We start from the raw sequence: 23942 nt of genomic DNA, 5'->3' as shown, positions 1-23942 counted from the left end.
TGTCGCCGTCTTAGGGTGTTTGGTGTGGTGCGCTGGTTCCAGTCGTTTCATCGACCGCCGATGGCGCGGCCCGTCACCTCCGGCGACGTACCCACGCAGGACCTCGCCGCGCTGCGAGCCGCCCTGGCCAGGATCGGCACCACGCTGACCGAGAGCGCCACCTGCGCGGAGCTGACCCGGGAGGCGGTCCGGCAGATGGGCGGCACGGCGGCGGTGCTGTGGGCCACCGGTGAGGCCGGTGCGGAGTACGAGTCCGTCAAGGGGGATCAGGCACTGCTGCCCGACGTCCGGTGGGCCATGGCCGCGGCGCGCCAGGAGAGCGCCCTGGGCGAGGCCGCCGTGCCCATCCCGTACACCTCCCCCGAGGGCGACCGAACCGCGCTCTGCGTTCCGCTGAGCACCGACGGACATCCCTACGGCGGGCTGGTCTGCGCCCGCGAACGCGCACCGTTCACCCCGGCGGAGGCCGAACTGCTCGCCCTCCTCGCCGAACGCGCCGCGTCCCACATCCGGCACGCCCGGGAGCATGAGCGCATCAGCGGGATCGTCGGCAATCTCCAGCGCGCCCTGCTCGCCGAGCCCGGCCGCCCGCACCCGAACCTGGACGTCGCCATCCGCTATCTGCCCGTCGGACAGAGCGCCCTCGTCGGCGGCGACTGGTGCGAGACCGTCCGGCTGCACTTCGGCCGGTCGCTGCTCGTCGTCGGCGACGTCATGGGGCACGGCCTCGAAGCCGCCGTGGACATGACCGCGTACCGCTCCTCGCTGCGCTACATCGCCTCCGCCGACCTGCCCCCGCACCGCGTGCTGCGCCAGCTCGACGACAGCGCCTCAGCGGAGCCGGACCGCCGCCCGGCCACCTGTCTGATCGCCCGCGTCGACCCCAACCGCGGCCAGGTGACCCTGGCCAGCGCCGGCCATCTGCCCCCGGCCGTGATCGACGGCAACGGCCGCACCTCCCTGCTGCCGGTGCCGGTCGGCCCGCCCCTGGGCACGGGCCTCGGCGGCTACGAGCCGGCCACCTACCGGCTGGACCCGACCCAGACGCTGGTGCTGTTCACCGACGGGCTCGTCGAGCACCGCGGCGAGGACATCGACCACTCCCTGGACCGGCTGGCCGCCGTCGACTTCGCGGCCTCCGCCGGCGTCGAGCAGGTCATCGACACCGTGCTGGCGCGCCTCGACGCCCGGCACGCCGAGGACGACGTCGCCGTACTCGCCGCCCGACTGCGACGGCGCGACCTGCGCGACGACGAGCACCGCTGAGCTCAGTCGTCGCTGTCGTACTGGGCTCCCGAGACATACGGGTCGTGCCGACGCGCCGTCGACTTGGACGGCTGCTCCGCCGGTGGCAGGCTCGCCTCCCGCAGCGCGTCGCACCACGGGCAGTCGACGGTCTCGTCGGCGCTGTCGCTCGGGTCCATGCAATCGGCTCCTGTCTCTGTTCGAGGCGAGCGGTCTGCGCTGCCGCCATCCGAGGGACGTGCTCACTCGACTGGGTGGTGGTGGGGGCGGCCGGCGTACCACCGGCGCACGCCATGGCGTTGCCCCGGCATGGACAGCACTGATCCGGCGCGGCGCGCCCTGGGAGGCGATGCCGCACCCGTGTCGTACGTCGTACCGGTCACCGGCATCCGGGGCCGGCCGTCGATCTACGCGGAACTGGTCGCGGAGTGGCGCGCCCAAGGGCGTGCCGTTCCGGGCCGCCGCGACACGGCCTGGGACCACGTCACGGCCGCCGACAGCCGCCCGCCCGCCATCACCTCCTGGGCGGTCGGCCCGTGCGCGGGCCTGGCCCGCACTGCCGACGCCGACGCCGACCCGGCGGGTGAGCGGCACGCCGACGAGCCCGGGCACGTACCGGCGATCCTCGTCCCCCGGGGCCTGCCCGGTCCGGTGTTCGTGTGGGAGGGGAGCGCCTGCGGCGGACGCGTCGGCGTCGCCGGCCCTCTCAAGGCCGACTGACGCGTACCGGCGCGGAACGAGCGCCACCCGCCTTGCGCAGCGCCAGCCGGACGGCGTCGGGGTCGTACAGGGCACCGGTCCCGTCGGGCGGCAGCAGCCACTCCAGGCGCCAGCCGCCCAACTGGTAGGGCGGCGGCACCGCGACCCACGACCCCCTGCCGACATGGCGGACCCCGGGCCCGGGCCACTCGGTGGCCTCAGCGGGCGCGATGAAGAAGCCGACGCGGCGTGCCCCGCAGTTCATCAGGACGGGTCCGCACGCCCGCCGTCGCGCGCGTCTGAGCAGATCCAGGGCGCCCAGGCCGAGGTACTCCGGGACGCTGAGCACATCCCACAGCCGCCCCGCCTCCAGCAGCACCGCGTCCTCGCCCCGGTCCCACCGCCGCTTGCACGACCGAGGATCAGTCGCCGCCGCCGCGAGCCACTCGACGGCCTGCTTCCCCATGGCGCGCTGCATGTCCCACCCCCAGCACTCTCAGCTCTCCCCGCCGTTCAGGGCCCCTCATGCTGGTGGATATTTCTATGCTCCGGAAGGGGTGGCGTGGCCTGGCGTTTGCACTCGATCCGTACGACCGTCGCAGTCCTGTTCGACTCCGGCGCGCCGCGTCTGCGGGTAGCTGACGAGTGAGTCGATTGGTGCACTTTACGGTTGTTCGATGCCACTCGTTCCTAGATGGGCTCTGCTCTCGTCGGGATGCGCGCCGGTCGTGCTGATCTGCGGCTGGACGATCGCGGCGCGGCTGGAGGGTCCCGCCTACGACCCCGCCACGCAGACGATCAGCGTCCTGGCAGCGTACGGCGCCGCCGGATTCTGGGTGATGAGCTCGGCGCTGGCCGCCCTGGGCATCTGCCATCTGCTCACCGCCCTGGGGCTGCGCGCGGCCGCGCTGCCTGGACGGGTGGCGCTGGGCGCCGGGGGAGTGGCGGCGTTCGTGGTGGCCCTGCTCCCGCCGCCGAGCAGCGGAGGGTCTCTGCGGCACGGTGCGGTCGCCGCCGTCGGCTTCGCGTTCCTCGCCCTGTGGCCGGTCCTGGCCGCCGATCGCCGCGGCGCCGCACCCTGGGGGCTGCGGCTCGTGCCCTCCGCCGCGGCGACCGTGCTGATGGTGGTCAGCGCCGCCTGGTTCGTGATCGAGATGCACAACGACGGTGCCGCCGGCGCCGCCGAACGCCTGGTGACCTCCATCCAGTCCCTGTGGCCGTTCGTGGTCGTCGCCTCCTGCCTGCGCCACCGGTACGACACCGGGCCCGCGCGCTGACCGGGGCGGCCCGCGAGGTCCGGGAACTCCCCGCCCCGCCGACCCGACTCCTGTAGCGGTACGCACGTCAGGAGGCCGGTGATGAAAGAACCCCAGCAGTCCGCTCGCGGGGCGGGCACGGTGCTGCGCGCGCTCGCGCCCCCGCCCGCCCTGTGCGGGTTTCTGCTGCTGCTCGCCCTGATCTTCGCGGTGTCGTACGCCGTTGGAGCCGCCGCCGGGCCCGTCGCGCCCGGCATGCACCGCTCCGGGACGAGCGGCGGCACCGACATCGAAGACATGGGAGACACGGGGGGCATGGACATGCGGCACGGGAGCGGCCACTGATGGCCACGGAACCGGCACCCGCGCTCACCACCACGACCGACCTGACCGTCGGCGGAATGACCTGCGCGGCCTGCGTACGGCGGGTGGAGAAGAAGCTCGCCAAGCTGGCGGGCGTGACCGCCACGGTCAACCTGGCCACCGGACGCGCCCGGGTCAGCCATCCGCCGGACGTGAGCCCCGAGGAACTCGTGGCGACCGTGGAACAGGCCGGATACACGGCCGCCTTGCCCGAACCGCCGAAGGCGGCCGAACCCCGGGACGAAGGGGGCGACAGGGGCGGGGAGAAGTCCGAGGCCACCCGGCGGGAGCGGGACCGGCTGCTGGTCACCGCCCTGCTCGCGGCACCGGTGCTCGTGCTGTCCATGGTGCCCGCCTGGCAGTTCCGCAACTGGCAGTGGCTGTGCTTCGCGCTGGCCGCGCCGGTCGCCGTGTGGAGCGCCTGGCCGTTCCACGTACGGGCGCTGCGCGGGCTGCGGCACTCGACGGCGACCATGGACACGCTGGTCTCGCTCGGGGTCGCGGCGTCCTTCTCCTGGTCGGCGTACGCCCTGTTCCTCGGCGGCGCGGGCGCGCCCGGGATGCGGATGCCGTTCAGCCTGCTGCCCTCCGCCTCGGACGCCGTCGCGCACGTCTACCTCGAAGCGGCCGTCGGCGTGCCGCTCTTCGTGCTGGCCGGCCGGTTCCTGGAGGCGCGGGCGCGGTCCGGCACCGGGGCGGCGCTGCGCTCCCTCGCCCGGCTGGCCGCGAAGGAAGTGTCGGTGCGACAGGGCGACGGCACCGAACTCCTCGTGCCCATCGAGGAGTTGACCGTCGGGCGGATCTTCCTTGTCCGGCCCGGCGAGCGGGTCGCCACCGACGGTGAGGTGGTGGAGGGCAACTCCGCCGTGGACCTGTCGCTGGTGACCGGGGAGAGCGAGCCGGTCGAGGTCGGGCCCGGCTCGGCGGTGGTGGGCGGCGCCGTCAACGCCGGCGGGCTGCTGCTCGTGCGGGCCACCGCCGTCGGCGCGGACACCCAACTGGCGCGGATCACCCGGCTGGTGACGGAGGCCCAGGCCGGGAAGGCGCGGGCGCAGCGGCTGGCCGACGCCGTGGCCGGGGTGTTCGTGCCCGTGGTGCTGGCGCTGGCCGTCACCGTGCTCGGGTTCTGGCTCGGGGCGGGGGCCGATCCGCAGGCGGCGATCACCGCGTGCGTGGCCGTCCTGGTCGTGGCCTGCCCCTGCGCGCTGGGCCTGGCCACCCCGACCGCGCTGATGGCCGCCACCGGACGCGGCGCCCAACTCGGCGTCCTCATCCGGGGCCCGCAGGCCCTGGAGGGGCTCCAGCACATCGACACCGTCGTCCTCGACAAGACCGGCACCCTCACCTCGGGGCACATGAGCGTCGCCCGCGTCACGGCCGTGCCCGACGGGCTCGGCACGGAGGCCGTGCTGCGGCTGGCCGGAGCCGTGGAACAGGGCTCGGAACACCCGCTGGGCCGCGCGATCGTCGCGTACGCCCGCAGGGCCCTGCCCTCGCAGGGGCCGTTGCCCGAGGTGCGCGACTTCCGGGCCGAGGCGGGCCGGGGTGTCCGCGGCCGGGTCGAGGGCCGGATGGTCGAAGTCCTCGCGCCGGACGACGAACTGCCCACGGCCCTCGCGGACGCGCTCCCGGCGGCCGAGGCGGCCGCGCACACGCCCGTCCTCGTCCGCGTCGACGGGGTGACCGAGGCGCTGATCGAACTCGGGGACGTCGTACGCCCCGGCAGCTTCCGGGCCGTGCACCGGCTGCGCCGACTCGGTGTGCACCCGGTGCTCGCCACCGGCGACCGGGAGGCACCGGCCCGGGCGGTCGCGTCCGCGCTCGGCATCGACGAGGTGCGCGCCCGCCACACCCCCGAGGACAAGGCCGGCCTCGTACGGGAGCTGAGGGGACAGGGCCTCCGGGTTGCCGTCGTCGGGGACGGCGTCAACGACGCGGCGGCGCTGGCCGGCGCCGACCTCGGCATCGCCATGGGCACAGGCACGGACGTGGCGATCGGCGCCGCCGACGTGACCCTGGTGCGCGGCGACATCGAGGCGCTCGGGGACGCCGTACGGCTCGCCCGGCGCACCCTGGGCACGATCCGCGCCAACCTGCTGTGGGCCTTCGGCTACAACGCGGTCACCGTGCCCCTCGCCATGGTCGGCCTGCTCAACCCCATGGTGGCCGCGGTGGCCATGTCGCTCAGCTCACTGCTCGTGGTGGGCAACAGCCTGCGGCTGCGGGCCTGGCAGCCGGCGCCGGCGCACAGCCGTCACCATGCCGCCCGCCCGGGCCGGGAGACCGTCGCCGCCGGAGGTGGTACCCGATGAGCCTCCGTACGGCCGAACCAGCGACCGACTCCGCGGGCGAGCGAACGGCCGGTCCCGGGGACTGGCGCCCGACCCGCCGCCGGATCACCGAGGGTCTGCTCGCGGCGCTCGCCCCGATCGCCGCGTGCGCCGTCGCCCTGGGCGGCCTGACCACCTGGGTGGGCTCGGGCAGCGCGGGCAGCCCGGCGCGGGTCGCCGTCACCGACGGGCGGGTCTTCCTGCCGTACGGCGACGTCCGGGACACCGCCGCGTTCTTCCGGATCACCAACACCGGGGGCGCCGACGACCGGCTGCTGAAGGTGACGTCGTCCGCAGTCGGTGGCGCCATGACGCTCAGCCGTCACCGCATGACGAGCGGCAGGGCGGCGTACGCGCAGACCGTGGACTCGGCCCGCGTCCCGGCCGGAGGCGGTCTCATCATGTCCCCGTTCGGGCTCGACGTGACGCTGCGGGCCGAACCGGAGTGGCAGACGGGCACGTATGTGCCGTTCACCCTGCACTTCGAGCGGGCTGGGCGGATCGAGGTGCAGGCGAAGGTGATCCGCCCCTCCCGCTGATGTGTCTTGTATCACTCTGCTGGGCTTGAGTGCGGGACGGGGGTGTGCTGCGTACCCACCCGTGACGAGTGGGCCCAGGATGCGAGGATGAGGGCCGTCATGACTGCTGGGTGGTGTGTGCGCACAATACGGGCCGCGGTGTTCGCGTCCGTCTGTGTGCTGCTCGCTGCCCTCGGCCACGTCCTGATGTCGGGTGTGACCGTCCCGTGGTGGACGCTGGCCGCCGGTGCCCTCGTCACGGGCGCCGTGGGCTGGTGCCTGGCGGGCCGGGAGCGCGGCCTCCCCCTGGTCATGTCCGTCGTGGTCGTCGCCCAGGGCGGGCTGCACGCGGCCTTCGAGTTCGCGCAGTCCTCCGCCGCGACCGGGCACGCCATGGGCTCCATGTTCATGGGCGGAGGTTCCATGGATCCGACCTCCATGGCTTCGATGGGCGCCATGGGCGGCGGGCACACGGGCATGAGCCACATGGGCGGCGGGCACACGGGCATGAGCCACATGGGCGGCGGGCACACGGGCATGAGCCACATGGGTGTGGACCACATGGGTGTGGGCCACATGGATGTGAGTCACATGGGCACGGGCCACGACATGGGCGGCACGTCATCGCTCGCCATGTTCGCCGCCCACACCCTCGCCGCGCTGCTGTGTGGCCTGTGGCTGGGCCACGGTGAGCGCGCCGCGTTCCGTATCCTGCGGGCCGTCGCCGGATGGCTGGCCGCCCCGCTGCGGCTGTCGCTCGCTCTGCCGACGCCGCCGCACCGGCCGCGACTGCGTCCGCGGCGCACCCGCTCCGACCGGGCGCCGCGGCTGCTGCCGCTCGTCCACACGATCACCTCTCGGGGGCCGCCGGCGGGGATCGCTGTCGTCTGAGACAGCCGGTTCCCCGAGGCCGCACGGACCCGGACGTCGCATCGTCGGCGCCGCCGGCGCCTCGGGCCCCGGCCGTACCTGTCGTACGGCCGCATCCCTTGCTTCTCCGGACTCGCCGGTGCGGCGTGCTCGCACATGTCACGCAGCCGGGCCCCGCGCCCGGCGGTGACGTCGTCGTGCCCGCCTTCGTGCCGGAGTCCGGACTACCGAGAAGGAACCAGGTGATCACTCCTGCCCTGCCCGCCCGCGACGAGTCGACGACCGCGTGGGCGCTGGCCGCCGGCGGCGGCGACCCGGACGCGACGGACCGTTTCGTCCGCTCGCTGCACCGTGACGTCGTCCGCTATGTGGCACATCTGTCCGCCGATCCGCAGGCCGCCGACGATCTGGCGCAGGACACGTTCCTGCGTGCGCTCGGCAGCCTGCACCGGTTCGAGGGCCGCTCCTCGGCGCGTGCGTGGCTGCTGTCCATCGCGCGCCGCGCGGTGATCGACAGTCACCGGTACGCGGCCGCCCGGCCGAAGCTGTGCGACTCCGACGACTGGGCGCTGCTCGCGGAACGCGCCCAGCCGACCGGCCTGCCCGGCTTCGACGACGGCGTCGCCCTGCTGGACCTGCTGGACACGTTGCCGGACGAGCGCCGTGAGGCGTTCGTCCTGACCCAACTGGTGGGCCTGCCCTACGCGGAGGCGGCCGAGATGAGCGACTGCCCGGTCGGCACGGTCCGCTCCCGCGTGGCCCGCGCCCGGGCGACCCTCGTCGAACTGTTGCTGGAGGCCGAGCCCGGGACGGAGGTCGCGGCCGACGCTGTGGCCGCCTGACCGGGAACCCGGTGTCGGTTCCCCCGCCGGGAACCGACACCGGGTTCGCCCCGACTACTGGACCGGGCGGCGGAGATCCGCCCGCGCGTTTCAGTGGATCAAGGGGAGTTTCGATGCGTTCTCGTGTGGGGCGGGCCACGACGGCCGCGGTGCTCGGTGGCCTTCTGGCGGCAGGATGCGGCAGCGGGAACGGCGACACGCCGAGCCCCGCCGCCGGCCAGGGGGACTCCGCGGGCTACCCGGTCACCGTCACCGACTGCTCGGGCGCCGGGACCACCTTCACCGAGGCCCCCGAGCACATCGTCACCAGCAACGCCTCCAGCCTGGAACTGCTGCTGCGGCTGGGTGCCGGGGACAAGGTGATCGGCACCGGCTTCCCGCCCGGCGAGGGCACGCTGCCAAAGGGCCTCGACGCCCAGGCGCGGCAGGTGAAGGTGCTCAGCGAGACCGTCATCCCCAAGGAGAAACTTCTCGGCTCCGGCGCCGACCTCTACATCGACACCTTCGCCGCGATGAACATGGGCGGCGGCATGGGGGACACACCGACCGAGGACGAGTTCAGCGCGGCCGGCATCAAGCACATCTTCCTGAAGTCCACGGCCTGCGCCGCCATGAGCAAGAGCCCGGTCACCGACCTGTCGGCCGTCGAGGACGACATCACCTCCCTCGGCGCGGTCACCGGCACGAGCGCGAAGGCGAAGGAACTCGTCGACGGGATGAGGAAGAAGGTGGCCGCCGTCCGCGAGGCGGTCGGCGACACACCCGAGAGCAAACGGCCGACCTACTTCTTCTTCGACTACGACGCCGGCACCAAGCAGCCGATGGCCGTCTGCAACCGGCAGATCGCCAACGCGGTGATCACTCAGGCCGGGGCGCGCAATGTCTTCGCCGACTGCGACGGCGACTTCAAGCAGGTCGGCTGGGAGGACGTGATCGCCAAGGATCCGGACTGGATCCAGCTCGGGGTGCGCGACCGGGGCAGCGAGGCCGCGAACGACAAGGCGTTCGACGAGGCGCAGAAGTGGCTGGAGTCGAACCCCGCCACCAAGGGCCTGAAGGCCGTCGAGGAGGGCCACCTCCTGCGCATCGGCTCCGAGCGGACCACCATCGCCGGCGTCACCAACGCCGACACGGTCCAGGCGATCGCGAAGCGGCTCCACCCCGGCAAGGTCGGCTGACCGTGCTCGACACCCTGGCGAGCCGTCAGGACACGGCGGATCGGCGCCGGCGCTCCCTGCCCGCCGCGCCCGTCGCCCTCGTCCTGGTGCCGGCACTGCTCGCCGCCCTCACCGCGGCCGTCTCCTGGGGCTCGACGTCCATCCCGGCCGGCGAGGTGTGGGGAGTGGTCGGGCGACGCCTGTCCGGCGAGCCGCCCCGCCCCGGCACCGACGACCTGATCGTCTGGCAACTCCGCGTCCCCCGCGCCCTGTTGGCGGCCCTCGTCGGCGCCGGGCTCGGTCTCGTCGGTACGGCGATGCAGGCACTGGTGCGCAACCCGCTGGCCGACCCCTACTTCCTGGGCATCTCCAACGGCGCCTCCCTCGGGGCGGTCGCCGCGATCGTGCTCGGCCTCGGCACCGGCGGCGCGCTGGGCCTCGGCCTGTCCGGCGCGGCCTTCGCGGGCGCCCTGGCCACCTTCGCGCTGGTATGGGCGGTGGCCCGGCGCCGCGGCGGATTCGCGCCGCTTCGGCTGGTGCTCGCCGGGGTGGCGATCGGGCAGTTCCTGTCCGGCTTCACCAGCTACCTCGTCCTCCAGGCCGGCGACGAGCAGCAGACCCACGGTGTGCTGTTCTGGCTCATGGGCAGTCTGAGCGGCGCGAGTTGGCCGCTGCTCGCCGCACCCGCGGTCGCCGTGCCCGTCACCCTGCTGTGGCTCCAGGCGCGCGCCCGCCAGCTCAACGCGCTGATCATGGGCGACGAGACGGCCGCCGGGCTCGGCGTCGACGCCACCCGTCTGCGCCGGGAACTGTTCACCCTCACCAGCCTGCTGACCGGCGTGCTCGTCGCCGTCTCCGGCGCCATCGCCTTCGTCGCGCTGATGGTGCCGCACGCCTGCCGCCTGGTCGTCGGCGGCGACCACCGCCGGCTGCTGCCCGTCTCGGCGCTGTCCGGGGCGCTGCTCCTGGTCGTGGTCGACATCGTGTGCCGTACGGCGATGGACACACAGGAGCTGCCGGTCGGCGTGGTCACCTCGCTCATCGGTGCTCCGGCCCTGCTGTATCTGCTGGACCGGCGCCTGGGGAGCGGACGTTGAGAATCGACATCGAGGACCTGCGCGTCGCCTACGACGGCCGTACGGTCGTCTCCGGCGCCCGTCTGGTCGCCGCCGAGGGCGAGATCACCGGCCTCGTCGGTCCGAACGGCAGCGGAAAGTCCACCCTCCTGCGCACCGTCTACCGGCACCTGAAGCCGACCGCCGGCCGGGTCCTGCTCTGCGGCGCCGACCTGCGCCGGCTGAGCCCCGTCCAGGCGGCCCGCCACATCGCCGCTCTCCCGCAGGAGCGGGGCGGCGACTTCGAGCTGACCGTCCGCGAGGTCGTCGCCATGGGCCGGACCCCGTACAAGCGGGCGTTCGCCGGGGAGGACGCCGCCGACCGGGACGTCGTCGCCCGCGCCCTCGCGGACGTCGGCATGGCGCACCACAGCGGGCGCCGCTTCACCGAACTGTCCGGCGGCGAACGCCAACGCGTCCTGCTCGCCCGCGCCTTCGCCCAGCAGCCGGACGTCCTGGTCCTGGACGAGCCCACCAACCACCTCGACATCCGCCACCAGGTGGAACTGCTCGCCCTGCTGCGCGAGCAGCGCCGCACGACCCTGGTGTCGCTGCACGACCTCAACGCCGCCGCCTCCGTCTGCGACCGGCTGCACGTCCTGCACGGCGGCCACGTGGTCGCCTCCGGGCCGCCCCGGGAGGTGCTGCGACCGGCCCTGCTGGCCGAGGTGTTCGGCGTACGGGCGACCGTGGTCGACCATCCGCTCACCGGCGACCCGCTGATCGCCTTCGACCACCGGACCCCGGCCAGCCTCTGACGCCCTCGCATTCCTCATATTTCCGTCGATAACCGGGGAACTCGGCGCCGGGCGCTCCCGACCTCTGAGACGAGGCCGCTGTCGGCGGCCCGCACGACGAGAGGGCGCGAGAGTGACCAACCAGGGTCCGGGCGCGGATACGGGGCGCCCCGGTCACATAGCGGCGGTCGAGGACCGTTGGATGCTCGTGGCCGTGGCGGGCGCGCTGTCGTTCGTGGCCATGCTCGACATGAACATCGTCAATGTGGCGCTGGCCGAGATCGCCGACGGCCTGCACGTCCCGCCCGCCACGGCGCAGTGGGCGGCGCTGGGCTATCAACTCCCGGTCGTCGCCCTGCTGTTGCCCGTCGGGCGGTGGCTGGACGGCGGGGGCGCGAGGCGCGCGCTGTGCGCGGCGACCGGTGGCTTCGCGCTGTGCGGGGCGCTGGCCGGGCTCGCTCCCTGGGCGGCCTGGCTGATCGCGGCCCGGATCGGGCAGGGCGCCTGCGCTGCGGTGCTGTTCGTGCTGATGCCGGTGCTGGTGATCCGCGCCGTGCGGCCCGAAGTACGCGGCCGGGCCATGAGCGTGCCCGCCACGCTCGGCCCACTGGGCGCGGTGACCGGCCCGGCGGTGGGCGGGCCGCTGCTGGACCACCTGGGCTGGCGCTGGGTCTTCCTGGTCAAGATCCCGTTCTGTCTGGCGGCCCTCGCCCTGGCCTGGAGGGCGATGCCCGGGGACGGTGCGCCGCGCGTGCCCGACCGGCGCTCCCTGGCCGACGCGCTGCTGGTGGGCGGCGGCCTGGCCATGCTGCTGCTCGCGCTGACCCTGGGCTCCGGGCGACCGCCGTGGGTTCTGCTCGCGGTCGCCGCCGTACCGCCGCTGTGGTGGTGGCTGCGCGGGCCGGGCGGTCGTGCGGTGGCCGGCGTCCTGAGGTCGGCGGGACTGGTGCGGCCGCATGGCGCGGTCCTCGCGTCGGCGGCCGGGTTCGCCGCCATGCACTACGTCGTCGCCCTGCACCTCCAGCGCGACGAGGGCGTCAGCGCCACCGCGACCGGGCTGACCGTGCTGGCCTTCCCGCTCGGCATGGGGCTGGCCGGCCCGCTCGGCGGCAGGCTCGCGGACCGGTACGGCCCACGGCCCGTCGCGGTCACCGGCGCCGCGCTCACCACGGCCGGCCTGCTCCTGCTGACCCCGCCGGCCGACGCCTGGTCCCCGCCCGACGTTGCCTGGCGGCTGGCGCTGGCCGGCGTCGGCATGGGCCTGGGCGGCGGCCCGACGCAGGCCCTGATCATGGGCGCCGCCCCGGCGGACCGGACCGCCACCGTCGGCTCCACGGTGCAGGCCGCCCGCAGCCTCGGCTTCACCCTCGGCCCCGCCCTGGCCACCGCCGCCTGGTCCGGCGCCGGCGCCCGGGCCGCGCTGACCCTCGCCGCCGGGGCCGCCGCCCTCGCCGTACCCCTGCTCGCCCTGCCCGCCCGTCGGACGCCCACCGGGTCTGATCGGACGACCGCCCCCGCGCCCCCTTGATCCACTCGCCCGTACCTCATTTCTCCCTGCCGGGCCGTCGGACGCCCACCGGGTCTGATTGGACGACCGCCCCCGCGCCCCCTTGATCCACTCGCCCGTACCTCTGCTCTCCCTGCGCGTCCGACGGCCCCCGGCCGGGACCGGACAGACCACCCACCCCGTCTCCCCCTGATCCAGGAGCACCCCATGTGCGGAATCACCGGCTGGGCGTCCTTCCACCGCGACGCCCGCACCCAGGCCCCGGTCATCGAGGCCATGACCGCCGAACTCGCCCGGCGCGGCCCCGACGCCGGGGGCGTGTGGCTCGGCGAGCGGGCCGCGATCGGCCACCGCCGCCTCGCCGTCATCGACCTCGAAGGCGGCACCCAGCCGATGACCGACCGGCCGCACGAGCCCACCGCCGTCCTCACCTACAGCGGAGAGATCTACAACCACCACGCACTGCGCGCCGAACTGCGCGGCCGCGGACACCGGTTCCGCACCCGCAGCGACACCGAGGTCGTGCTGCGCGCCTACGCCGAGTGGGGCGAAGGGCTCGCCGAGCATCTGGAGGGCATGTTCGCCTTCGCCGTCTGGGACGAGCGGGAGCGGCGGCTGCTCCTCGTCCGCGACCGGCTCGGCGTCAAACCGCTGTTCTGGGCGGCCGTGGACGGCGGCCTGGCCTTCGCCTCCGAGCCCAAGGCGCTCTTCCGGCACCCGGAGATACGGCCCCGGGTGGACGCCGACGGGCTGCGCGAGGCATACAGCCTGCTGTTCAACACCGGGCCGACGGTGTGGTCCGGCGTGCGCGAGGTCGAGCCGGGCGGGCTGCTCGTCCTGGACCGGGACGGCATCCGCGAGCACCGCTACTGGCGGCTGGAGGCAGACCGGCACGAGGACGACCGGGACGCCACCGTGGAGCGGATCCGCAGCCTGGTCGGCGGCGCCGCCCGCGGCCAGTTGGAGGCCGACGTCCCGCTGTGCGGCCTGCTGTCCGGCGGCCTCGACTCCACCGTCCTGACCGCCCTGCTCGCCGACGAACTCCGGCTGCGCGAGGGCCCGGACGCCCGCATCCGCTCTTACGCCGTCGACTACAGCGACCAGGCCGAGCACTTCACCGGCGACATCCTGCGCACCGGCCACGACACCCCGTACGCAGTCGAGGCGGGCGCGTTCATCGGCACCGACCACAGCACGGTCGTACTGGACCCACTCGCCCTGCTCGACCCCGAGCACCGCGAGGCCGTCGTCGTGGCCCGCGACTCGCCGATCGGCGTCGGCGACATGGACACCTCGCTGTATCTGCTGTTCGGACAGATACGGCGGCACTCGACCGTCGCCGTGTCCGGCGAGGCGGCGGACGAGGTCTTCGGCGGCTACCCCTGGTTCCACCACCCGGAGGCGCCGGCCGCCGGCACCTTCCCCTGGCTGCTGGTCACCGGAGACGAGGCCGCCATGCCGCTCAACCCCGAACTCGACCTGCGCATCGGCGAGTTCCGCGACGACACCTACCGCACCGCCCTCGCCGCCGTACCCCACCTCGACGGCGAGAGCCCAGCCGAGCACCGGCAGCGCGAGATGCAGCATTTGTCCCTCACCCGCTGGCTGCGCCAACTCCTGCACCGCAAGGACCGGTTGAGCATGGCCCAGGGCCTGGAGGTCCGTGTGCCGTACTGCGACCACCGGCTCGTGCAGTACGCCTTCGATGTGCCCTGGGCGCTGAAGAGCTTCGACGGCCGGGAGAAGAGCCTGCTGCGTGCCGCCGGAGCGGGCCTGGCGCCCGACTCTGTGCTGCACCGCCCCAAGAACCACTACCCGGCCACCCACCACCCCGACTACAACCGCGGCCTGCGGGACCTGGCCCGCGACGCGCTGGCCGACGACCGGGTCCGCTCCCTGGCGGACGTGTCCCGCATCAAGCCCGTCCTCGACACCCCGCCGGAGCAGTTGGAGTGGGGCCACCGGCTCCGCCTCGAGCGCGTCGTCGACCTCGCCCTGTGGCTGGACCACCACCGGCCCGAACTCGCCCTCTAGGAGCCCGCACATGACCACCCGGAAGCCCCTGCCGACCGTGGACCCCGAGCCGCTGCCCGACCCCGTGCCGCTGATGGGCTGTCCGTACAAGGCCGATCCCTATCCGCTGTACGAGCGGATGCGCGAGGCCGGCCCGGTCCACCGGGTCCTCTTCCCCAGCGGTGTCCAGGCCTGGCTGGTCACCGGATACGAGGCCGCCCACGCCGCCCTCAACGACGACCGCCTCGGCAAGAACCACGACCGGGGCAACGCGCGGTGGCGAGCCCGCGCCTCGATCATGCCCGAACCGCAGCACTCCCAGCTCCAGGCCCACCTCCTCCACCAGGACCCGCCGGTCCACACCCGTATGCGGCGCTTCGTGACGGACGCCTTCACCCCGCGCCGCGTCGAGCGACTGGAGCCGCGCTTGCAGGAGCTGGCTGACGCCCTGGTCGACACGCTCCCGGACACCGGTCCCGCCGACCTCGTCAGCGGCTTCGCCGCCCGATTTCCCTTCCAGGTCCTCGCCGAAGTCATCGGGCTGCCGGGGGAGTTGGCCGTGCGCTTCGACCGCGACTGGGGCAAGGTCGTCCAGCCGGTCGGGCCGACGGACCCGGGGCGGGCGCGATACGAGGCCCGGCTGCACGGTCTGCAGAGCTATATCGCCGAGGTCGTCGCCCACAAGCGCGAACTCGGGGGCGACGACCTGCTCGGCCGGCTCGTCTCGGCCCGTGACCGGGGCGAACTCTCCCAGGCGGAACTGGACTCGATGATCTTCCAGTTCCTCGTCGCAGGCCAGGAACCGGTCACCAACCAGATCACCACCGCCCTGATGGCGCTCTTCCGCCATCCCGGCCAACTCGCCCGGCTGCGGGGCAACCCGGACCTGCTGCCGCGCGCGGTCGAGGAACTGCTCCGCCATGACAGCGCCTTCGAACTGACCACCTGGCGCTTCTTCGACCGGGACAGCGACCTGTACGGCACCGAGGTCCCGGCCGGCGACTCCGTGATCGTCTCCCTGTGCGCGGCCAACCGCGACCCGGCCCGCTTCCCCGACCCCGACGCCCTCGACTTCGAGCGATCGCCGAATCCTCACCTGGCCTTCGGCCATGGCATCCACTTCTGCCCGGGCGCCGCTCTCGCCCGTGCCGAACTCCGGATCGCCCTCGGCACCCTGCTCGCCCGCCTGCCCGGACTCCACCTCGCCATCAGCGACGAGGACATCGAGTGGATCCCGGCCGTCCTGGGCCGCGGCACCAACCGCCTGCCGGTCGGCTACGACCGACGGCTGTGAGGCGCCGAATCCCCATGCTCGCACGCCCACTGGAGGAACGACATGCTTCTGACGACCGCACCGGGCACCCTTCCCCAGAGCACCGGCGCACAGATCCTGAACCTGCTCCTGCCGCACCACCGCACGACCGACCAGGCCCACGCCACGGCCGACGCGTTCCCCCATCAACTGCGCCGGATCGACGACTTCGTCCGCGAGGCCGCCCCCGTCGTCCTCACCCTTCCCGGCTTCCCCTGCAAGTCACCCAACCCGGCCAAGACCCTCGGCCACCTCCCCGACATGGGCGAACGTCTCTCCCTCACCTTCCTCGACACCCTGTGCGCCGAGATCGAGAAGATCCACCCGCCCGGCGCCCAGGTCGTCATCTGCTCCGACGGCCATGTCTTCGGCGATCTGATCCGCGTCCCCGACGAGCGCATCGACGCCTACGCCGACGAACTGCGCGCCCAGATCAGGGAGTCGGGCCTGCGCCGCCTGACCGTGTTCGACCTGCGCGACGTCCTCGGCGACCTCCCGCACGACCGCAAACGCGCCCACGTCCACGACCACTACGCCCCCACCCTGGACGCCCTGCGCGCCGAGGTCCGCACCGACGCGCCCACCCTCGCCCTGTACCGGGGCATCACGCGCTTCCTCGTCGAGGACACCGCCGAGTTTCCCGGCACCCGCTCCGCCCTCCAACGCGAGTGCCGCAGACGGGCGTACGGCGTCATCCAGCGCAGCCGCGCCTGGGGCCGGCTCATCGCCGATCACCACCCGCGCGCGGTACGTCTGTCGATCCACCCCCAGCCGGTGGGCGCCGCCAAGTTCGGCATCCGGCTGCTCGACGCCCCCGACGTGTGGACCACGCCATGGCACTCCGTCGCCCTGCGCGAGACCGACGGCCGCTGGACCCTGATGCCCCACGCCAGGGCGCGACGCCTGGGCCGGCTGGTCCACCGCGACGGCAGGCCGAGCCACTACGAGCGGGAGTGACGGCTCGCCCCTGCGCGGCCGCCGTTCCGCGGGGCGCCGCTTCCGGCGGGACGGGGCGTTGTCAGTGGGCCGTGTTATCCAGGTGGAGATCTGGGAGGTGACTCGATGCTGATCGAAACGACCGCGCCGCTGGCCCGCGCCACCGAGGAGGCGATCCGCACCGGCAACGTGGCGGCGCTGCAGGACCTGCTCACCGCGCATCCGGGGCTGGCCACCGCGCGCGTGGGCAACATGAAGACCACACGGACCCTGCTGCACATCGCCACCGACTGGCCCGGCCACCTGCCCGCCGGCCCTCGAACGGTGGCCGCGCTGGTCGCGGCCGGCGCGGAGGTGAACGCCCGGTTCACCGGCGCGCACCGCGAGACCCCGCTGCACTGGGCGGCGAGCTGCGACGACGTGCCCGTCCTGGACACCCTGCTCGACCTGGGCGCCGACATCGAGGCCGACGGCGCGGTGATCGGCGACGGCACGCCCCTGGCGGACGCGGTGGCCTTCGGGCAGTGGAGGTGCGCGCGGCGCCTGGTGGAGCGCGGCGCCCGCACCACCCTGTGGCAGGCCGCCGCCCTCGGCGAGGCCGACCGCGTCGCCGCCTGCTTCGCCTCCGACTCCGACCGGCCCGGAGCCGAGGACATCACCGCCGCCCTGTGGTGCGCCTGCCACGGCGGGCAGCGCGACATGGCCGACTACCTGCTGCGACGGGGCGGTGACATCAACTGGATCGGCTACGACCGGCTGACCGCGCTGGACGCCGCCCACCGCGAGGGCCACGAGACGCTGGTCGGGTGGCTGCGCGAGCAGGGGGCGAGGTCCGCCGAGGAGTTGGTCTGACACCGGCCGAGATGCGGGCGCCGGGGGAGGGGTGAAGACTGGGGAGATGGCGGGGACGCTGTGCCCTGTCGACATCGATACATGGACACGTAGACACATAGACACGTGGACACGAGGTGCGAACGGATCCGCGCACCACGCCCCGCAGCCCGCCCGGACGTCAGGCGCCGCCATCCGTCCGCGGCTCACCGTCCTCACACGGAGGGAGCCGGCCATGGGCGGCATCAACGCAGCAGCACTACAGGGCCTGCGCGAGGGGATGCGGGGACCCGTCATCACCGCGCAGGACCCGGGTTACGACGAGACCCGCGCCATCTACAACGCCATGATCGACCGGCGCCCCGCGGCCTTCGCCCAGTGCGTGGACGCCGCGGACGTACGGACCGCGATCTCCTTCGCCCGGGACAACGCAGTGGAGCTGGCGGTGCGCGGCGGCGGCCACAGCGGGCCGGGCCTGTGCCTGGTCGATGACGCGCTCGTCCTCGACCTGTCGACCATGCGCGGCGTACGCGTGGACCCGGGTGCGATGACCGCGCAGGTGTCCGGCGGCGCCCAACTGGGCGACCTGGACCACGCCACCCACACCTTCGGACTGGGCGTGCCGGCCGGCATCATGTCGACCACGGGGGTGGGCGGCCTGACCCTCGGCGGCGGCCACGGCCACCTGACCCGCAAGTACGGCCTGACCGTCGACAGCCTGCTCTCGGCGGACGTGGTCCTCGCCGATGGAACCTTCGTCACCGCCTCCGAGGACGAGCATCCCGACCTGTTCTGGGCGCTGCGCGGCGGCGGCGGGAACTTCGGCGTCGTCACGTCCTTCACCTTCCGGCTGCACCCGGCGGACACGGTCGGGGTCGCGGTGACGGTGTGGCCGGTCGACCACACGCCGGAAGTGCTGCGCTGGTACCGGGAGTTCCTGCCGGCCGCGCCGCGCGACCTCAACGGCTTCTTCGCCGTGCTCGTCATACCGCCCGGAGAGCCGTTCCCCGAGCCGATCCACGGGCAGAAGATGTGCGGCGTCGTCTGGTGCTACACCGGCGACCTGGAGGGCGACCGGCTGGAGCAGGCACTGGCCCCGGTGAACGAACCGGCGCCGTCCGCCTTCCACTTCACCACGCCCATGCCCTACCCCGGCCTGCAGGCGATGTTCGACGCGCTGATCCCGAAGGGACTGCAGTGGTACTGGCGCGGTGACTTCTTCGACACGATCTCCGACGCCGCGATCGACGTGCACCACAAATACGGCGAGAACATCCCCACCGAGCTGTCGACGATGCACCTGTATCCCGTGGACGGCGCGGCCCACCAGGTCGCTGCCGATGACACGGCCTGGGCGTACCGGGACGCCGTCTGGTCCGGGGTGGTCGCCGGGATCGACCCGGACCCGGCCAACGCCGAGACGATCCGGGAGTGGTGCGTGGGCTACTGGAGCGAGCTGCATCCGCACTCCATGGGCGGCGCCTACATCAACTTCATCGGCGAGGGAGAGAGCACCGACCGCGTCCACGGCACCTACCGCGGCCACTACGACCGGCTGGCCGCGACCAAGCACACCTACGACCCCGACAACTTCTTCCACGCCAACCAGAACATCCCGCCGGCGCCCGGCTGATGTCCGTCGTCCCCGTCGTTCACCCGGAGGCACCGCCTGGGGTAAGGTCCCCAGGGTTGTTCGGCTACTGACTGGTAGCGCGCCGGTGCGGGGAGTGTCGGAGGGCGGCAGGACGATGGAATCCCAGGTGGGCGAGGGCGGATCCGTGGGCGTCGACGGCACCCGTCTGGAGGAGATGACGCCCGAACCACTGCTGACCCGCGACTACGAGACACGCCCCTCCCTCGTGTACGAGCGGCTCAGGCAGCGGCACGGCCCCGTCGCCCCGGTCGACCTGCTGGGCGTTCCCGCCTGGCTGGTCCTCGGCTACCGCGAGGCCCTGCAGGTGCTCCAGGACGACGCGGGCTGGCCGAAGGGGCTGGAGAACTGGCGGGCCCGCACCGACGGCGAGGTCCCCGCCGACTGGCCGCTCGGACCCAGCCTGGAGGTCAACCACATCCTGATCCAGGGCGGCCCCGGATACGCCTCGCTGCGCACGGCCTGGGACGCCGCGCTCAAGCCGTTCCAGGACCCCGGCCACCCCCAGGCGAAGCGGCTGAAGGCGGCCGTCACCGCCTACGCCGACGAACTGATCACCCTGGTCGGACAGGGCGGCGGCACCGGCGTCGCCGACCTGTCCGCGCAGTTCTCCCGGCCGCTGCCGCTGATGGTGGCCAGCCACCTCCTGGGCTTTCCCGGATCACAGGGCGACGACGCCCTGATGGACATGTGGCGGGTGCTGGACGCGGGCCCGGACGCCGAGCCCGCCCTTCAGCGGCTGCTGGCGACGCTCGCGGAACTCGCGGCCGTGAAGCTGAAGGAGCCGGGCGACGACTTCCCCTCCCACCTGCTGGCCGCCCACCCCTCTCTCTCGCTCGACGAACTGGCCCGTGAGCTGTTCATGCTGCTCGGCATGACCTCCGACCACGTCGGCATCCTGATGTCCAACACCGTGGTCGAGGTCATCTCCGGCGACGGCGACGGCGTACGCGCCAGCCTCTCCGCCGGAATGATCCGGGAGACCATGAACCGCGTCGTCATGCGCAAGCCGCCGCTGGTGAACTTCGTGCCGCGGTTCGCCGCCAAGGACACCCCGCTCGGCGCCTACACGATCCGCGCCGGCGACCCGGTGTGGGTCTCCTCCGCCGCCGCGCACGCCGACCCGCTCTTCGCCGACCACGTCGCACCCGGCAGCACGATCAGCACCCGGGCCCATCTGTCCTGGGGCGCGGGCCACCGCCAGTGCCCGGCCCGCGAGCTGGCCTCCACGGTCGCGGCGGTCGGCGTGGGCCGGCTCTTCGAGCGGTTCTCCGATCTGGAACTGGCCCTGCCGGCCGACCAACTGCCCTGGCGCTCCTCGCCGTTCATGCGCGGCCTGCGCTCGCTGCCCGTGCGGTACGAACTCGCCCCGGTGACCGAGCGGCCCGCGACGCCCGGACACGCGCCGGTACCGCGGTCGGCGCCGGAGTCGGAGCCCGGCAGCCCCGAGCCGGTGCTGCCGGACCAGGCCGCCCGGCAGCGCTCGTCCCTGTGGCGCTATCTGACGGGCCTGATCCGCAGCGGTCGTTGATCCCGGGCGGTACGCACCGGGCGGCGCGGTCGGCCCCGTGATCGACTGGAGGGCCGTACGGCACCGGCGTACGGTCGAATGGTGGCGGGACCCAGCCACCGAACACCCGCCCACGGCGCACCGCCATGAGCAACCCGGAGCCGGCACCCGAAGCACGGGCCACCCCGCAGGACACGGAGCGGGGCGAGGGCCGGGGCAGCGGTATGGCGCTGCTGGTCATCGCGTCCTGTCAGTTGATGGTGGTGCTCGACATCACCATCGTGAACATCGCCCTGCCGCACATCCAGCGCTCGCTGGACTTCTCCACGACGAGCCTGTCCTGGGTGGTCAACGCCTACACGCTCACCTTCGGCGGACTGCTGCTGCTCGGCGGCAGAATGGGCGACATCCTCGGCAGACGGCGCGTGTTCATCTTCGGCGTGCTGCTCTTCGTGCTCGCCTCGCTGCTCGGCGGAATGTCCCAGAACTCCTGGCAACTCCTCGCCGCCCGCGCCCTGCAGGGCGTCGGTGGCGCCATCGCCTCCCCGACCTCCCTCGCCCTGATCAGCACGACCTTCCGTGAAGGTCCCGAACGCAACCGGGCGTTCGGGGTCTTCGCCGCGGTCTCGGCGGGCGGCGGCGCGATCGGGCTGCTGGCGGGCGGCATGCTGGTCGAGTGGCTCAACTGGCGCTGGGTGCTGTTCGTCAACGTGCCCATCGGACTGCTCATCGCGCTCGCCACCCCGCGCTGGATCCGGGAGTCCGAGCGCCACCCCGGGCACTTCGACCTGGCGGGCGCGCTGACCTCCACCGTCGGCATGGTGCTGCTGGTGTACGGGTTCATCCGGGCCGCGCAGGACGGCTGGCGGGACGCCCTCACCCTGGCCGCGTTCGGGGCGGCCGTCGTGGTCCTGCTGCTGTTCGTCCTGGTCGAGCGGCACTCCAGACAGCCGATCACACCGCTGCACATGTTCGCGGACCGCAACCGGGCGGGCACGTACGGCATGATGCTGAGCCTGGCCGCGGCGATCTTCGGCATGTTCTTCTTCCTCACCCTCTTCGTGCAGAACGTGCTGGACTTCAGCCCGCTGCAGGCCGGACTGGCCTTCCTGCCGGTGAGCGCCGTCATCGCGGTGGGCGCGGGGCTCGCCTCCCAGCTGCTGCCGAAGTACGGGCCCAAGCCGTTCATGGTGACGGGCGGGATCCTGGCCGCCGCGGGTCTGGCCTGGCTGACCCTGACCGACGTCCACTCCACCTACGCGGGCAGCATCCTCGGCCCCATCCTGGTCTTCGGCCTCGGCATGGGCATGGAGTTCGTGTCCCTGACCCTGATGGCACTGTCCAACGTGGCCACCCAGGAGACCGGAGCCGCCTCGGGACTGCTCAACGCCACCCAGCAGGTGGGCGGCTCCCTCGGGCTGTCCATCCTGGTCACGATGTTCGGCACGGCCAGCGGGAACGAGGCAGACAGACAGATCCCGGCCTTCCTGTCCCAGGCCACCCCGCTGGAGAGGCTGCGCTTCGAGCGCACGGGGCAGCTTCCGCCGCCGTATGCCGACGAGGTTCTGACCGCGGGTGTCTCCGCCGCGTTCATCATGGCGGCGATCTTCACAGTGATCGCCGCGGTGATCGCCCTGCTGGTGATCCAGGTCCGCCCCTCCGACCTGGAGCGGCTCCAGGGTGGCGGGATGCCGACACCCTGAGGGGTTCGGGCCGCGCCGTGCCCACGGTGACAGTTCTGACGCCCCATCCGATGTGTGACTCGTGGGGAAGGTGCGCACAACTGGTGCTGCTGGTGTGACGACCTTCACCCCGATGTGGCGGAAAGTGATGAATTCCTTACGCAACAAGTACGTAAGGGACGGTAATGCAGACAACGTCCGTGGAGGTTCCGAGTGCGACCGTTCACCCTCAACTACGCGTCTGAGAGAGGGCTTCCGATCGCGGTGACGCCGTATCAGTTCGACCCGGCCCGTCAGCTGAACGTGCTGCCCGACGGCCGCCCCGCCGTCAGTGACCCCGAACTCCTGCTCGCGGTCGGCACGACGACGTCGACCGCGGGGTCCGCGACCCACTTCGACGACTGACGGACCGGGCCGCGCATGACAGTGCTCATCCTCACGTCCGAAGAGGACGTGACCGCCGACATGGTGGTGGCCAGACTGCACGGGACGGGCACGCCCGTGCTGCGACTGGACCCCGCCGACCTGCCGGGCAAGGCCGTGCTGTCCGCCGACTACGCCCACGGTGACTTCGACGGCCATCTGTCGGTCAACGGACATGTGCTCAGCATGGGAGGCCTGCGCTCCATCTGGGTGCGCAGGCCGGGCGAACCGGCCGCGCACGCGGCCGAGCCCTCACCGTGGCTGACCGCCGAGACCCGGCAGGCGCTGTACGGGATGCTCCACTCCGCCGCAGCACGGTGGATGAACCATCCGCGCAACGCCGACCAGGCCCGGCTGAAGCCCTGGCAGTTGCGGGTCGCCCACCTCAGCGGCTTCGCCGTGCCACCGACGGTCTTCACCACGGCACCCCGGCTGGCCCGGGAGTTCGCCGAGGAGCACCGGGAGGTCGTGGTGAAGTCCGTCTCCGGCCCCCCGCGCGGCGACGGGCCGGCAATGGCCCTGCCCACCACGCTCATCGGCCCCGACACGGACTTCTCCGCCGTCGCGGCCGGGCCCGCGCTGCTCCAGCGGTACGTCCCCAAGCGGGCCGACATCCGCCTGACCTGCGTCGGCCCCCGCCTGTTCGCCGCGCGCAAGACCGCCGAGCCCGGACAGGTCGACGGCCGCTACGGCGACACCGAGCACGCCTGGGAGCCGGTTGCGGTCCCCGAGCGCATCGGAAAGTCGGTGCACGAGTACGTCACCCTCGCCGGACTGGCGTACGCCGCCTTCGACTTCGCCGAGGACGAGGACGGCATCTGGTGGTTCCTGGAGTGCAACCAGGGCGGCCAGTTCGGCTTCGTCGAGCTGGCGACCGGGCAGCCGATCTCGCAGGCCGTCGCCCTGTGGCTGGCACAGCGCAGGCCGGAGCGGCGCGGCGGGTGA

23 protein-coding genes are annotated in these 23942 nt (G+C 73.1%); 21 read left to right on the top strand and 2 right to left on the bottom strand.

What is annotated here, in order from left to right:
* Positions 1 to 60: 60 nt before the first annotated feature.
* Positions 61 to 1266 carry a PP2C family protein-serine/threonine phosphatase gene (locus ACP4J3_RS03465; protein WP_426530208.1) on the top strand — a complete coding sequence of 402 codons (1206 nt, stop codon included), beginning with the start codon at positions 61 to 63 and terminating at the stop codon, positions 1264 to 1266.
* Positions 1267 to 1268: 2 nt separating this feature from the next.
* Here ACP4J3_RS03465 and ACP4J3_RS03460 read toward each other — a convergent pair whose 3' ends face one another.
* Positions 1269 to 1424 (bottom strand): hypothetical protein, encoded by a 156-nt coding sequence (locus ACP4J3_RS03460; protein ID WP_426530206.1) that lies wholly within the window; start codon positions 1422 to 1424, stop codon positions 1269 to 1271.
* 130 nt (positions 1425 to 1554) lie between these two features.
* Here ACP4J3_RS03460 and ACP4J3_RS03455 point away from each other — a divergent pair, with 130 nt between their 5' ends.
* On the top strand, positions 1555 to 1965 hold the full coding sequence (locus ACP4J3_RS03455) for a hypothetical protein (RefSeq protein ID WP_426530204.1): 411 nt from the start codon (positions 1555 to 1557) through the stop codon (positions 1963 to 1965).
* Here ACP4J3_RS03455 and ACP4J3_RS03450 read toward each other — a convergent pair.
* Positions 1952 to 2410: a hypothetical protein gene (locus ACP4J3_RS03450; protein WP_426530202.1), complete on the bottom strand. Its 459-nt coding sequence runs from the start codon at positions 2408 to 2410 to the stop codon at positions 1952 to 1954. The genes ACP4J3_RS03455 and ACP4J3_RS03450 overlap by 14 nt on opposite strands.
* Before the next feature lie 211 nt (positions 2411 to 2621).
* Between ACP4J3_RS03450 and ACP4J3_RS03445 the strand changes: the two genes are divergently transcribed.
* The 19 genes from ACP4J3_RS03445 to tgmB all read left to right on the top strand — a co-directional run bounded on the left by ACP4J3_RS03445 (position 2622) and on the right by tgmB (position 23942).
* A complete protein-coding gene (locus ACP4J3_RS03445; RefSeq protein WP_426530200.1) occupies positions 2622 to 3221 on the top strand; it encodes a DUF998 domain-containing protein in 600 nt (199 codons plus the stop codon).
* Between the two features lie 81 nt (positions 3222 to 3302).
* Positions 3303 to 3545: a hypothetical protein gene (locus ACP4J3_RS03440; RefSeq protein WP_426530198.1), complete on the top strand. Its 243-nt coding sequence runs from the start codon at positions 3303 to 3305 to the stop codon at positions 3543 to 3545.
* Positions 3545 to 5875 carry a heavy metal translocating P-type ATPase gene (locus ACP4J3_RS03435; protein ID WP_426530196.1) on the top strand — a complete coding sequence of 777 codons (2331 nt, stop codon included), beginning with the start codon at positions 3545 to 3547 and terminating at the stop codon, positions 5873 to 5875. Before ACP4J3_RS03440 ends, ACP4J3_RS03435 begins: the two co-directional genes overlap by 1 nt.
* On the top strand, positions 5872 to 6432 hold the full coding sequence (locus ACP4J3_RS03430) for a copper chaperone PCu(A)C (RefSeq protein ID WP_426530194.1): 561 nt from the start codon (positions 5872 to 5874) through the stop codon (positions 6430 to 6432). The genes ACP4J3_RS03435 and ACP4J3_RS03430 overlap by 4 nt, the downstream gene beginning before the upstream one ends.
* 99 nt (positions 6433 to 6531) lie before the next feature.
* Positions 6532 to 7302 carry a hypothetical protein gene (locus ACP4J3_RS03425; protein WP_426530192.1) on the top strand — a complete coding sequence of 257 codons (771 nt, stop codon included), beginning with the start codon at positions 6532 to 6534 and terminating at the stop codon, positions 7300 to 7302.
* A gap of 188 nt (positions 7303 to 7490) precedes the next feature.
* Entirely contained in the window at positions 7491 to 8123 is a 633-nt protein-coding gene (locus ACP4J3_RS03420; protein WP_426530375.1) for a sigma-70 family RNA polymerase sigma factor, read from the top strand.
* Between the two features lie 113 nt (positions 8124 to 8236).
* A complete protein-coding gene (locus tag ACP4J3_RS03415) occupies positions 8237 to 9301 on the top strand; it encodes an ABC transporter substrate-binding protein (protein ID WP_426530190.1) in 1065 nt (354 codons plus the stop codon).
* A 2-nt stretch (positions 9302 to 9303) separates the two neighbouring features.
* Positions 9304 to 10377 carry a FecCD family ABC transporter permease gene (locus ACP4J3_RS03410; RefSeq protein WP_426530188.1) on the top strand — a complete coding sequence of 358 codons (1074 nt, stop codon included), beginning with the start codon at positions 9304 to 9306 and terminating at the stop codon, positions 10375 to 10377.
* The gene (locus ACP4J3_RS03405; protein ID WP_426530186.1) at positions 10374 to 11153 is read left to right on the top strand and encodes an ABC transporter ATP-binding protein; all 780 of its coding nucleotides are present in this window, start codon (positions 10374 to 10376) and stop codon (positions 11151 to 11153) included. Before ACP4J3_RS03410 ends, ACP4J3_RS03405 begins: the two co-directional genes overlap by 4 nt.
* Before the next feature lie 181 nt (positions 11154 to 11334).
* Complete coding sequence (locus tag ACP4J3_RS03400) at positions 11335 to 12660, top strand: MFS transporter (RefSeq protein WP_426530184.1); 1326 nt, start codon at positions 11335 to 11337, stop codon at positions 12658 to 12660.
* 186 nt (positions 12661 to 12846) lie between these two features.
* Positions 12847 to 14673, top strand: coding sequence for an asparagine synthase (glutamine-hydrolyzing) (asnB, locus tag ACP4J3_RS03395; RefSeq protein WP_426530182.1), 1827 nt, complete (start codon positions 12847 to 12849; stop codon positions 14671 to 14673).
* 10 nt (positions 14674 to 14683) lie between these two features.
* Positions 14684 to 15946 carry a cytochrome P450 family protein gene (locus ACP4J3_RS03390; protein WP_426530180.1) on the top strand — a complete coding sequence of 421 codons (1263 nt, stop codon included), beginning with the start codon at positions 14684 to 14686 and terminating at the stop codon, positions 15944 to 15946.
* Positions 15947 to 15988: 42 nt separating this feature from the next.
* Entirely contained in the window at positions 15989 to 16921 is a 933-nt protein-coding gene (locus ACP4J3_RS03385; RefSeq protein ID WP_426530178.1) for an L-tyrosine/L-tryptophan isonitrile synthase family protein, read from the top strand.
* 105 nt (positions 16922 to 17026) lie between these two features.
* On the top strand, positions 17027 to 17752 hold the full coding sequence (locus tag ACP4J3_RS03380; RefSeq protein ID WP_426530176.1) for an ankyrin repeat domain-containing protein: 726 nt from the start codon (positions 17027 to 17029) through the stop codon (positions 17750 to 17752).
* A 214-nt stretch (positions 17753 to 17966) separates the two neighbouring features.
* Entirely contained in the window at positions 17967 to 19364 is a 1398-nt protein-coding gene (locus ACP4J3_RS03375; protein ID WP_426530174.1) for an FAD-binding oxidoreductase, read from the top strand.
* 115 nt (positions 19365 to 19479) lie between these two features.
* Positions 19480 to 20913, top strand: a complete 1434-nt coding sequence (locus ACP4J3_RS03370; RefSeq protein WP_426530172.1) for a cytochrome — start codon at positions 19480 to 19482, stop codon at positions 20911 to 20913.
* 203 nt (positions 20914 to 21116) lie between these two features.
* Positions 21117 to 22595, top strand: a complete 1479-nt coding sequence (locus ACP4J3_RS03365; RefSeq protein ID WP_426530373.1) for an MFS transporter — start codon at positions 21117 to 21119, stop codon at positions 22593 to 22595.
* A 192-nt stretch (positions 22596 to 22787) separates the two neighbouring features.
* On the top strand, positions 22788 to 22979 hold the full coding sequence (gene tgmA / locus ACP4J3_RS03360; protein WP_426530170.1) for a putative ATP-grasp-modified RiPP: 192 nt from the start codon (positions 22788 to 22790) through the stop codon (positions 22977 to 22979).
* 15 nt (positions 22980 to 22994) lie between these two features.
* Positions 22995 to 23942 (top strand): ATP-grasp ribosomal peptide maturase, encoded by a 948-nt coding sequence (tgmB, locus tag ACP4J3_RS03355; protein ID WP_426530168.1) that lies wholly within the window; start codon positions 22995 to 22997, stop codon positions 23940 to 23942.

This window comes from Streptomyces sp. UG1, from assembly GCF_049974585.1.
Classification (GTDB): Bacteria; Actinomycetota; Actinomycetes; order Streptomycetales; family Streptomycetaceae; genus Streptomyces.
Note: the sequence above shows the minus strand (reverse complement) of the source record. Positions and strands in the feature narration are given on the sequence as shown.